This window comes from Paenibacillus sp. RUD330, assembly GCF_002243345.2.
Lineage (GTDB): Bacteria > Bacillota > Bacilli > Paenibacillales > Paenibacillaceae > Paenibacillus_O.
Genome location: NZ_CP022655.2, coordinates 3,821,823 through 3,833,411, shown reverse-complemented (window position 1 = coordinate 3,833,411; position 11,589 = coordinate 3,821,823). Strand labels below are relative to the sequence as shown.

The window sequence follows — 11,589 nt, the reverse complement described above, 5'->3', positions numbered from 1 at the left end:
CCATGAACGTAGAAGATTATGATTTTCACCTGCCGGAAGAGCTGATCGCCCAGACCCCTTTGACGGACCGGACCTCCTCGCGCCTGCTCGCTCTGGACAAGCGCACGGGAGAGATCGCCCATCATCGGTTCACGGATCTCAAGCAGTATTTGCGCGAGGGAGACACGCTGGTCATCAACGACAGCCGCGTGCTGCCGGCCCGCCTGCTCGGCGTCAAGGAGGATACCGGAGCGAAGGCGGAGCTGCTGCTGCTCCGCCAGCTCGAAGGCGATGCCTGGGAGACGCTGGCGAAGCCGGCCAAGAAGCTGAAGGCCGGCACGGTCATCGCTTTCGGCGCCGGCGAAGGCGGCGAGCCGCTGCTGCGCGCGGTCGTGGAAAGCGAAGGCGATATGGGCGGACGTGTCGTCCGGTTCCAGTACAGCGGGATTTTCCAGGAGCTGCTGGACAGGCTGGGCGAGATGCCGCTGCCGCCGTATATCAAGGAGCGACTGGACGACCGGGAGCGGTATCAGACCGTCTATTCCCGCGAGGCGGGATCCGCGGCGGCTCCGACCGCGGGACTGCATTTCACGCAGATATTCCTGCAGGAGCTGCGGGATATGGGAGTCGGAATCGCTCCTCTGACGCTGCATGTCGGTCTCGGCACGTTCCGTCCGATGTCCACGGACACGATCGAGGAGCATGTGATGCATTCCGAGTATTACGAGCTCAGCGAGGAATCCGCCGCGATGATCCGCGCCGCCAAGGAGCGCGGCGGCCGGATCGTGGCCGTCGGCACCACGTCGGCCCGCACGCTGGAGACAGCGGCGCAGCGTTATCCGGACGGGCTTCAGGCTTGCAGCGGCTGGACGGATATTTTCATCTATCCCGGCTATGAGTTCCGGGCTGTCGACGCCCTCCTGACGAATTTCCATCTGCCCAAGTCGACGCTGGTCATGCTGGTCAGCGCGCTTGCCGGGCGCGAGCATGTCCTGCGAGCCTATGCGGAGGCAGTCAACGAGAAGTACCGGTTTTTCAGCTTCGGCGACGCGATGTTTATCTACTAGGAATGGAAGAGTGAACTGTGGCTGTAACTTACGAACTGATCAAAGTATGCAAGCAATCCGGGGCGCGGCTCGGCCGCGTCCATACCCCGCACGGCGTCATTGAGACGCCGGCGTTCATGCCCGTCGGCACCCAGGCCACCGTCAAGACGATGAGCCCGGAAGAGCTGAAGGAGATGGACGCCCATATCATTCTCAGCAACACCTATCACCTGTGGCTCCGTCCGGGCCACGACCTGATCCGCAATGCCGGCGGCCTGCACAAGTTCATGAACTGGGACCGCCCGATTCTGACGGACAGCGGAGGCTTCCAGGTGTTCTCGCTGAGCAATATGCGCAAGATCACCGAGGAAGGCGTCGAATTCCGCTCCCATCTCAACGGCGACCGCTTGTTCCTGTCGCCGGAGAAGGCGATGGAGATCCAGAACTCGCTCGGCTCCGACATCATGATGGCATTCGACGAGTGCCCTCCGTATCCGGCCGAATACGAGTACATCAAAAACTCGCTGGAGAGGACGACCCGCTGGGCGGAGCGCTGCCTCAAAGCCCATGCCCGTCCGCAGGACCAAGGGCTGTTCGCCATCGTCCAGGGAGGCATGCATGCCGATCTGCGCAAGCAGAGCGCGGCGGATTTGACTTCCATGGATTTCCCGGGGTATGCTATTGGTGGTTTGAGCGTCGGAGAACCGAAGCATCTCATGTATGAGGTGCTGGAGGAGACGATTCCGCTCCTGCCGACAGGCAAGCCGCGTTATTTGATGGGCGTCGGTTCTCCCGACGCGCTTCTCGAAGGCGCGATCCGCGGAGTCGACATGTTCGACTGCGTGCTTCCGACCCGCATTGCCCGCAACGGCACGACGATGACGAGCGGCGGGCGGGTGAACATCCGCAACGCCAAGTACGCGGAGGACCTCGGACCGCTAGATCCGGAGTGCGGCTGCTACACCTGCCGCAATTATTCCCGCGCTTATCTGCGGCATCTCATCAAGGCCGACGAGACGTTCGGCATCAGGCTGACGACCTACCATAACCTGCATTTCCTGCTGGAGATGATGCGCGGAGTGCGCCAGGCGATCATGGAGGACAGGCTGCTTGATTTCCGGGACGAATTCTTCACCCAATACGGCCTGCATGACAACGACAAAGGGTTTTAACCAGAATCTCGTTCCGATATTGAAAGGGGTATACACATATGTATCTGGCTTCCGGTAGCGCCGGCGGTGGCGGCATGTCCATGCTGCTCATGTTCGGCCTCATGTTCGTCGTCTTCTACTTCCTTCTGATCCGTCCTCAGCAGAAGAAGCAAAAGCAGCGCAACGCCCTGCTCGGCTCGCTCAAGAAAGGCGACAAAATCGCCACCATCGGCGGCATGCACGGCACGATCGTGGAGCTGACGGACGACACGGTCGTTCTGCGGGTCAACGATACGACGCGAGTGACGTTCGAACGCAGCGCCATCGCATCCGTCCTGAACAGCGCTCCGGCTCCTGTCGAAGCCAAGACGGAAGAAAAGCTTGAAGTCAAAAGCGACAAAGTGGATCCTGAAGGCACGCTCTAAGCAGCAGCCCGACGCTCCAAAAAACCCTTCGGTTCTCCGAAGGGTTTTTTATGCGTTTCGATGCTTTTCCAGAGCCGCCTCGGCCAGCCGGCATACCCACTGCCGCAGCTCCGGCGGCTCGACCGCTTCGGCTTCGGGAGCCAGCGAGAGCACAACGCTGGCCGCATAGTCCAGCGTGTCGAAGCGGACATCGACGAGCTGCTGGCCTGGGCTTGAAGCGGTCTCCTCCATTTCGGCGGAAGACACCGCATGTTCAGAGGATCGGACGCCTGCAATCCGCGCATACCTCATTTTTTGCATCCTGGCGACAGCCTCCGGGGAAGCTTTCAAGGTGACAAGAACGGAAGGAAGCCCATCGAGGAAGCGGCTCACCGAAGTCCGCCACCATTCCGCCAGGCTGAATGCGGCAGGACGCACGAAAGCTGTTCCCGTCAAGCGGATTTCCGACAGCCTGGACGTCCGGAAGCTTTTCACGGCATCTCCCTCGGAGGCCGCCAGGTACCAAGCGTTCCCCTTCATGACCAGCCCGAGCGGCAGCAAGCAGCGCATGCGGCCGGCTTGGGCTCCGCTTCGCGGCTCGTACCAAGCCTCGACTTGCTGATCGGTCAAAACGGCTTCGAACAAGAGGGCGAGCTCCGGCTGCGGCTCCGGGAGCTCATGCCAGCCGTCCGCGTCGATATGAAGCTTGGCGGTCAGGCTCGCGGCGACGGCCGGCTTGTCCGGCATACCCGCTGCCCTCAGCTTGAGAAGCGCCGATTCGAGCGCATCCGCCAGACCGAGATCGCGGGCCGCCCGGCTGCCCGACGACAGGATGAGGGCTTTCCACTCTTCTCCGGTCATGCCGGTGGCATCCGTGCGGTACCCCTCCAGCAGCTTCCAGCCGCCGGCGCTTCCCCGTTCGGATACGACTGGAATTCCAGCCGAGCCCAAGGCGTCCATATCCCTTTGGATCGTTCTTTCGGACACCTCCAGCCTTCGGGCAAGCTCCCGCTGCGACAGCTTTCCTTCGGCTTGGAGCGTCAGCAGGATGGCAAGCAGCCGGTCTCCGCGCATGGAACAGGCCTCCTTCAATAAGGGTTCATCCTATAAGACAGAGGATGTCGTGTATGGTTGGATATGATTATACCTGAACCTAATGCCGCTGAGCGGTTCATATGGAAAAGGAGAGTGGATTCATGACGCCGAACAAGCCATTGAAGGACAAGATCGCCCTCGTAGCCGGAGGAACGAGAGGAGCCGGCCGCGGTATCGCGATGGCGCTCGGAGAAGCCGGAGCGACGGTATACGTGACGGGGCGGACGACGCGGATGTCCTCTTCCCCCATCGGCCGCAAGGAGACGATCGAGGAGACCGCTGAAAAGGTTGAAAGCCGCGGCGGCATCGGGATTGCCGTCCGAGTCGATCATTCGGTGCCGGAGGAAGTGGAGGCGCTGATGAAGCGCATTGAAATGGCCCATGGACGCCTGGATATCCTCGTGAACGATATTTGGGGAGGAGAAAGGCTGACTCATTGGGGCAAGCCTTTCTGGGCATCTCCGCTGAAGGATGGGCTGGCCATGCAGCTCGGAGTGCTCGACACCCATTACATTGCGGCGCATTTGGCGATGCCGCTGCTGATCCGCAGCACATCAGGCCTCATCGCGGAAATAACCGACGGCGTCGATTACAAGTATCGGGGCAATCTGCCCTATAGCTTGTCCAAGATCTGGGGCATCCACATGGCGGCAGGACTGGCGGAGGAGCTCAAGCCTTACGGCATAAGCGCCGTTTCGTTGACACCGGGTTTTTTGCGTTCGGAGGAGATGCTGGCCCATTTCGGCGTGACGGAAGCGAACTGGAGAGACGCCGGCGGGAAGGATCCGAATTTCCTTCAGTCGGAAACTCCGCTTTATGTAGGCAGGGCGCTGGCCTGCCTGGCGGCCGACCCCGAGAAGGGGAACCTGTCCGGAAGGCATCTGAGCTCATGGGAGCTGTCGGAACGATACGGATTTGCAGATGAGGACGGAGCGCGGCCTCATTGGGGGCGTCATGAGCAAAAGCTGCTGAATCAGCCGTAAAAGCACGAAAGGAGCCGCGAGGGCTCCTATTTGTGCTTGTTGAAAGCTGGATTCAACGCCGGAACGGGGTTCAGCGCGAAGGATGAATGGATGGAAGCGGTTTGGCCAGCGATTTCAAATCCGCCAGCTTATAGCCCATGTACACGGCGAAGGTTGCCAGGCAGAGGCCTCCGAGCATGTCGGTCAGCCAGTGGATGCCCATATAGAAGATGGTGAAAATAATGACAGCTGCCGTCACGCCGGTCAGCCAAGCCCAGCGCTTGATGCCGGAACGGGCTCCCAGCAAGGCAAGCGTCACGGAGATGGAAGTATGCAGGCTGGGGAAACAGTTGTCCAGGCCGGACAAGCCGCGGTATACCGTTTCGAAAGCGGGAAAAGCCTCCAGCATATAGAAATGGACGTTTGGATTGAAAGCCCAAACTTCCTTGACGGGCATGAACAGATAAAACGGAATCGCAATCAGGTAGTTGAGCATGATCGCGTAGCAGGTCGCGGAGAACTGCCGTCCGGTCTTGTCGCGGTACATATAGACGCCGAGCGAGGCGACGAGCAGCGACTGGAAGACGACAACGTAGAAAAAGGCCAGCACCGGCGTCAGCCATGCGGCATGGAACAGCTGCTGGAATCCTTCCACGAAGCCGCCTTCGAGCCGCTGGACAAATGGCGTGAAGTCGGTCTGATGCTTCATCTTGCTTTCGATGATCAGCTCGAGCTTGTTCATGAAGAGGATGGCGAGCAGCGAGCCGAACAGCAGCAAGTATCTGGGATTGACGGCGAGATTGCGGGCGAAGACGCCAGCGGCGCGCAGCGGATTGCGGCCGGTGCCGAAACTGATCAATACGGCGGATGTCAGCACCGTATACAGCGTGATTTGATTCATTGAAGTCAAGATTGCCACTATGGTTCCCCCTAAGCTTGCCCCTGATACACCGGAAGATGACGATTCCAGTTGGTTACCAGTTCGATTACCGAGAACAAGTATAGCATACCCGAGACAAGTTTACACAGGGGGTCATTTCCGCAAATTGACGCCGACCATGCCCCCGAATGCGCCGGCCAGAGCGACAATGAGGAAAAGGATGCCGGTTTTGGACGACATGCCTGCATCGGCTGCCAAAAAGCCGATCACGAGCACCAGAAGGCCGTAGACGAGGCCGAGCAGGCCGCCATGGTACCAGCCTTTGGCTCCGCTTCGCTTGCCGGACGTAAAGCCCCCGCATAAGGACGCGGTGCCGTGAATGCCAAGCGCCCAGGCGGGAAGCGAATCCTCGCTGAGATTTCCCGCGTAAAGCATGAGCGACAGAAGCAGGGCTCCAAGAGCGAGCCATAAGCCGGAGTAAGCCAGCCCTCCTAGCATGGGGGAGCCGAAACGCACTTTTTGCACATTTTTAATCGGGTTCATGCGGCAATCACCCTCCAGTGATGGTATGGTATTTAGTTCACCATATGGTCAAGCCGCCGGAATTAGTACAGCCCTGCAGCGGAGAGGACAAATCCTCGTTTCGCCTTTATTGCCAACATTTCATTGCGCCATGCTGTGCATGGCTGCGGACAGGGGGGGCGACAATACCATCTGACGCTTGATGATTGGGCCAAGGGGGGCGAAAGCATGGAATATGGGTCGCTGCTGCTGCGGACCGTCCTGATTTATTTTGTCGTGTTCCTGATCATGAGATTGATGGGAAAGCGGGAAATCGGCAAAATGAGCGTGTTCGACCTCGTCATTTCGTTCATGATCGCCGAAATCGCGGTTCTTGTCATCGAGGATACGAAACGGCCGGTTATCGAGGGCATCGTTCCGATGGCCGTGCTGATGATCATTCAGGTGCTGATCGCTTATATCGGCCTGAAAAACCGCAAGCTCCGGCTGCTGTTCGACGGCAAGCCGAGCGTCATCATCGCGGACGGCAAGCTCAACCAGAAGGAAATGAAGAAACAGCGCTACAACCTCGACGATCTTATGCTTCAGCTGAGGGAGAACCAGGTTGCGAGGGTGGCGGACGTGGAGTTCGCGATTCTCGAGACGAGCGGCAAGCTGTCCGTCATCCCGAAGGAAAGCCAGTCCCAGTCTTCCGGCCAAAGCCAGCAAGGCCAGCAAAGCCAACAGCAAGGCCAGCAAAGCCAACAGCAACAAAACCAACAACAAGGCCAACAACAGCAAAACCAACAAAGCGGACAGGCAAGCTCATCCGGCGGAGGGCAAAAAAAGCAAGACAAGCAAGACAAGCAAGACAAGCAAGACAAGCAAGACAAGCAAGACAAGCAAGACAAGCAAGACAAGCAAGGGAAGAGCAAGGAACAGCAGGATTCATCGTCAAGCGGAATTACGTTTCCTTCGGCTTATCGGTTCGAAACGCTGCCGGTTCCGCTCATCATGGATGGCAGAGTCATGGATCATAATCTGGAGAAGCTGGAGAAAAACCGTCTTTGGCTGAAGCAGCAGCTTCGCAAGAGAGGGCTTACGGAGTGGAATCAGGTGTTCTTCTGTACGATCGACCACAAAGGCGAGCTGTTCGTCGATGAGAACCGCAGAAAAAAATAAAAGCGGGCAGCTGCGATGCAGCTGCCTTTTCGCTTTGTCTCCCTTCTTGCGCCTTCAGCCGAACCAGCGCCCGATGCCCGGTATTCGGGACAAATCATGCCGATCGATAATTCCCATGGCTCCCATCAGGAATAGATAGACCGCCGCGCCGGCTGCGCACGAGGCGATCAAATTGAGCCATTCGGCGGGCAGCGGCCCTCTGCTCATCAGCCATCTGCAGGAGGCTCCCATGATGATCATGGCGCTTCCGACCTTGATGAAGTCGGGCAGCTTCATGCGGTATCCGGCGCAGCGCATGACGCTGATGCCGTGCAGGGCGGTGACGAGGATGATGTTGACGACGATCGCGATGACGGCGCCATAGATTCCGAGCTCGGGGCGCGACGCGAGCTCGACGATCAGATACAGCTTCACGCAGGCGCCGACGGTCGTATTGAACAGAGCGGTCCCGGGTTTGTCCAGCGCCTGCAGGGCTGCCTGAAGCGGCCCTTGCAAGTAGATGAAGATGCCGGCGGGGGCGAGCAGGGCAAGCAGCGGAGCGATCTCTCCGTGATTGTACATCAGCCGGCACAGCGGCTCCGCGAGCAGGCCCATGACGACGACAAAGGGAGCGCCGCTGACGAGAGCGAGGCGCAGGGACTGATGGAGGCGCTTGTGGATCGAGGCTATATCGCCTCTGGCCGCTGATGCCGACAGGGATGGAATCAGAGATACCGACAAGGAGTAGGTGAGCGCCGTCGGCAGCAGAAGCAGCGGAATGATCATCCCTTGCAGGGCGCCGTACTGCGCGGTGGCGGCACCGGTCGCGATTCCCGCGGCGGCGAGGCTGCGGGCGGTCAGGATCGATTCCAGCAGGTAGGACAGGGACCCGACCAGCCGGCTGCCGGTAACCGGGATGGAAAGGCGCAGCAGCCTTTTCAGCACGGGAATGCGGTCTTCGTGCTTGGCTTCTTGGGACAGGGGCGGAGCGCCGGCAGGCGGGGCGGGAACTGCCGCAGCGTTCTTCCCCTTGTCTTTGGCGGCATGCCAGAACAAGATCAGCAGGCCGGCGATCTCGCCGATAACGGTTCCCATCATCGCGCCTGCGGCTGCCCATTCCAGTCCATATGGGAGCAGAAGGAAAGCCAGCAGCAGCTGCCCGGCGATCCGCAGCACCGTCTCCACCACCTGGGACTGCGCGGTCGGGATCATGTTCTGCTTGCCTTGGAAATAACCTCTGTATACGGACGATACTCCGATGATGAGCAGCATCGGCGCCATCATGACGAATGGCCAGTACACGCGGCTGTCGGTCAGGACGCGGGTCGTGATCCATTCGGCGCCGGCCAGCATGAGAGCCGTCATCGCGAGAGCAAGGACGACCGTCAGCAGCATGGCGGTGCGGAAAATCTGCTTGACGCGGTGCCCCTCTCCTTTGGAATCGGCCTCCGCGATCCATTTCGCTACAGCCAGCGGGATGCCTCCCGTAATGAGAGTCAGCAGCACGCCCAGGAACGGGTAGCTGAGCTGGTAGATGCCGACCCCTTCGGCTCCGATGACGCGGGGAAGGGCGATGCGGGGGACGAAACCGAGAATCCGGTTGATGACGCCCGCCGCAAGCAGGATCATGGCTCCCTTGATAAAGGTTTGCTTGGTTTGTTTGTTCGGCTTCGTCATAGATTCCTTCCTCTTCCCTAACGGTGTTCATTGTGCCGGCCCGGCAGGGGCGGGCACGTCCGTACAGCATGTTTATGCGGCATCCGGCACCCGGCATGTCTATGTTTTTTTGGGGAGAAGCAGGTTCAAGGCAGGAAAGCGGGCCTTGGCGTCGAATGAAAACAGTTCGACGGCTTGAGGCGGATAGTCAACAGGGGAGGCGAGTGGCCGCATGACGGAAAAGGAAATGAGCGAGGAGATCTTCGCCCTGTGCGAGAGCAAGGCGGAGGAGTTCCGCTGGATCGGCTACGAGCAGGTGACGGGGGCCGATGTATGGGAATGCGTTCAAGCCCGGTACATCAAGTCGGGTGAGCCGCTGCTGCACAAGCTCGTGAATGACATCTTGTCCCTTAAGGCGACCCAGCTCATGAACCATCTGACGATGAGCGCGTGGAAAGAACCCTGATTTTGACAAGGGTTTCTTTTTTTTGACTCAAATTTCCCGCATCGTTATAATAGAAACGATTGTGAACTTAAGGAGGAACATCAGGAATTATGAAACGGATGCTAGCATTCCTGATCATTGTCGTCGTCAGTTTCGGCGTCATTGGTTGGACAAGCCCTTCCCTTTTGGATAAGACCCGGTTAGGTCTGGACCTCAAGGGCGGATTCGAAATCCTCTACCAGGCCAAGCCTTTGAACGAAGGCAGCAAAGTGACGCGCGAATCGTTGACGGAGACGGCAAAAAGCCTCGAGAAGCGCGTCAACAAAGACGGCGTGTCCGAGCCTGAAGTCACGACCGAAGGCACGGACCGCATCCGCATCCGCATCGCGGGCATGGACGAAGCCAAGGAAGCCAAGCTTCGCGAGGACCTCGTCAAGCCTGCGAACCTGACGTTCCGCAGCGCCATCGGCTGCGCCAAGGACGCCGGCTACTGCAAGGTCGAACTGACCGGCAGCGATTTCAAGGAAGGCGGAGCGTCGATCCAGCAAGGCGATTTCGGCCAATACAAGATCAACATCAAGCTCAAGGATGCCGCCCAGTTCGCCAAGGTGACGGCCGAAGTGGCCAAGCTGGCCGTGACCGGCAACAACCAGCTCGCCATCTATCTGGACGAGGAACAGCTGTCCGCTCCGAATGTGGCAAGGGAGATCAACAGCAGCGACGCCGAGATTTCCGGCAGCTACACTCGTGAAGAAGCGATGAACATCCGCGACACGATCAACCTCGGCGCCCTGCCGCTGAAGCTCGAAGTGAAATACACGCAATCCGTCGGCGCCTCGCTCGGCAAGCAGTCGCTCGACGACACGATTTTCGCCGGCCTGGTCGGCACCGTCTTCATCGTGCTCTTCATGCTCGTGTTCTACCGGGTGCCGGGCATCGCGGCCAGCGTATCCCTGATTATCTACACCTGGCTGCTGCTTGCGGCGCATATCGCTCTCAACGCGACGCTTACGCTTCCCGGCATCGCGGCCTTCATTCTCGGCATCGGCATCGCCGTCGACGCCAACATCCTGACGGCGGAGCGGATCAAGGAAGAGATGCGTTCCGGCAAGAGCCTGCTGAGCGCGTTCCGCGCCGGCTCCAAAACGTCCCTGCGCACGATCATCGACTCCCACGTCACGACGATCATCGCGGCCGGCGTGCTGTTCTTCATCGGTGTCGGATCCGTCAAAGGATTCGCCATCACGCTGCTTCTGAGCATCATCATCAGCCTGATCTCCAACGTAGTCGTTTCCCGCTACCTGCTCTGGCTGATGATCAAAAGCGGCAAATTCAACAAGCCGGGCTATTACGGCGTGAAGGAGAGTGAAATCCGTGCGCTCTAAGGAATCCCGGATCGATTTTGTCCATTACAGCAAGTATTTCTACATCTTCTCGATCGTCATCACGATCGCCGGCATCGTGGCGATCGCGGCTCTGGGACTCAACTACGGCGTCGATTTCAAGTCGGGCTCCAGCGTGGACGTCAAGTCGACCAAGGACTTGTCCGCCCAGCGCCAGGAGATCGAATCCTATCTCCAGGCCGGAGAATTCGGCAAGCACAACGCCCCGACCTTCGGCGACAACCGGATGACGATCCGTTTCGACGAAGTGCTCAGCCAGGACAAGGAAGAACAGCTCAAGACGGATCTCAAAGCGAAGTTCGATCCCGGCTCTTCGGTCGAGGTCAACACGGTCGATGTCGAGATCGCCCGCGAGCTTCAGTGGAACGCGCTCAAGGCGATGCTGCTGGCTTGCATCGGCATCATCATCTATATCGCCATCCGCTTTGAATGGCGCTTCGGCCTTGCGGCCGTCGTGGCTCTCGTCCACGATGCCTTCATTGTCATCAGCGTCTTCTCGATCTTCCGTCTGGAGGTCAACCTGCCGTTCATCGTCGCCATCCTGACGATCATCGGCTACTCCATCAACGATACGATCGTCATCTTCGACCGGATCCGCGAAAACCTGCGCTTCGCCAAGATCAAGACGTACAAGGATTATATCCGCGTCGTCAACGACAGCGTATGGCAGACGATGACGCGCTCGATCAACACGGCGCTTACGGTGCTGTTCGCAGCCGCGGCGCTGTTCATTTTCGGCAGCGAATCGATCCGCTTGTTCTCGCTGGCCATGCTGGTCGGCCTGTTCAGCGGAGCGTACTCCTCCATCTTCATCGCAAGCCCGCTGTGGCTGCTCATGAAGAAGAATTCCAAGTCGAAGCCGGCTTCTGCAGGCAATCCGGCAGCTTCATAACGGGAGGCTGAAGC

The 11,589-nt window shown here is 59.0% G+C and carries 12 protein-coding genes; 8 read left to right on the top strand and 4 right to left on the bottom strand.

The window, feature by feature from the left end; translation table 11 throughout:
- Positions 1–2 precede the first annotated feature (2 nt).
- From queA to yajC, 3 genes are read left to right on the top strand one after another with little or no spacing between them, the layout of a single operon-like run.
- Complete coding sequence (queA, locus tag CIC07_RS17420) at positions 3–1,046, top strand: tRNA preQ1(34) S-adenosylmethionine ribosyltransferase-isomerase QueA (RefSeq protein WP_076354332.1); 1,044 nt, start codon at positions 3–5, stop codon at positions 1,044–1,046.
- A 17-nt stretch (positions 1,047–1,063) separates the two neighbouring features.
- A complete protein-coding gene (tgt, locus tag CIC07_RS17415; RefSeq protein WP_021879620.1) occupies positions 1,064–2,197 on the top strand; it encodes a tRNA guanosine(34) transglycosylase Tgt in 1,134 nt (377 codons plus the stop codon).
- Between the two features lie 38 nt (positions 2,198–2,235).
- Positions 2,236–2,601, top strand: a complete 366-nt coding sequence (yajC, locus tag CIC07_RS17410) for a preprotein translocase subunit YajC (protein ID WP_076354334.1) — start codon at positions 2,236–2,238, stop codon at positions 2,599–2,601.
- A gap of 48 nt (positions 2,602–2,649) precedes the next feature.
- Here the strand turns inward: yajC and CIC07_RS17405 are convergent, their stop codons facing one another.
- Positions 2,650–3,654 carry a helix-turn-helix transcriptional regulator gene (locus CIC07_RS17405; RefSeq protein ID WP_076354336.1) on the bottom strand — a complete coding sequence of 335 codons (1,005 nt, stop codon included), beginning with the start codon at positions 3,652–3,654 and terminating at the stop codon, positions 2,650–2,652.
- A gap of 122 nt (positions 3,655–3,776) precedes the next feature.
- Between CIC07_RS17405 and CIC07_RS17400 the strand changes: the two genes are divergently transcribed.
- The gene (locus tag CIC07_RS17400; protein WP_076354338.1) at positions 3,777–4,658 is read left to right on the top strand and encodes an SDR family oxidoreductase; all 882 of its coding nucleotides are present in this window, start codon (positions 3,777–3,779) and stop codon (positions 4,656–4,658) included.
- 70 nt (positions 4,659–4,728) lie between these two features.
- Here CIC07_RS17400 and CIC07_RS17395 read toward each other — a convergent pair whose 3' ends face one another.
- Positions 4,729–5,556 carry a phosphatase PAP2 family protein gene (locus CIC07_RS17395; RefSeq protein ID WP_234992873.1) on the bottom strand — a complete coding sequence of 276 codons (828 nt, stop codon included), beginning with the start codon at positions 5,554–5,556 and terminating at the stop codon, positions 4,729–4,731.
- Positions 5,557–5,670: 114 nt separating this feature from the next.
- Positions 5,671–6,060 (bottom strand): TIGR04086 family membrane protein, encoded by a 390-nt coding sequence (locus tag CIC07_RS17390; protein ID WP_076354342.1) that lies wholly within the window; start codon positions 6,058–6,060, stop codon positions 5,671–5,673.
- 207 nt (positions 6,061–6,267) lie between these two features.
- Between CIC07_RS17390 and CIC07_RS17385 the strand changes: the two genes are divergently transcribed.
- A complete protein-coding gene (locus tag CIC07_RS17385) occupies positions 6,268–7,200 on the top strand; it encodes a DUF421 domain-containing protein (protein WP_076354344.1) in 933 nt (310 codons plus the stop codon).
- Between the two features lie 54 nt (positions 7,201–7,254).
- Here CIC07_RS17385 and spoVB read toward each other — a convergent pair whose 3' ends face one another.
- Positions 7,255–8,856: a stage V sporulation protein B gene (gene spoVB / locus CIC07_RS17380; protein WP_076354346.1), complete on the bottom strand. Its 1,602-nt coding sequence runs from the start codon at positions 8,854–8,856 to the stop codon at positions 7,255–7,257.
- Between the two features lie 211 nt (positions 8,857–9,067).
- Here spoVB and CIC07_RS17375 point away from each other — a divergent pair, with 211 nt between their 5' ends.
- The 3 genes from CIC07_RS17375 to secF all read left to right on the top strand — a co-directional run bounded on the left by CIC07_RS17375 (position 9,068) and on the right by secF (position 11,575).
- Positions 9,068–9,301, top strand: a complete 234-nt coding sequence (locus tag CIC07_RS17375) for a post-transcriptional regulator (protein ID WP_076354348.1) — start codon at positions 9,068–9,070, stop codon at positions 9,299–9,301.
- An 89-nt stretch (positions 9,302–9,390) separates the two neighbouring features.
- Positions 9,391–10,665, top strand: a complete 1,275-nt coding sequence (gene secD, locus CIC07_RS17370; RefSeq protein WP_076354350.1) for a protein translocase subunit SecD — start codon at positions 9,391–9,393, stop codon at positions 10,663–10,665.
- Positions 10,655–11,575: a protein translocase subunit SecF gene (gene secF / locus CIC07_RS17365; RefSeq protein WP_076354352.1), complete on the top strand. Its 921-nt coding sequence runs from the start codon at positions 10,655–10,657 to the stop codon at positions 11,573–11,575. The genes secD and secF overlap by 11 nt, the downstream gene beginning before the upstream one ends.
- Positions 11,576–11,589: the final 14 nt, after the last annotated feature.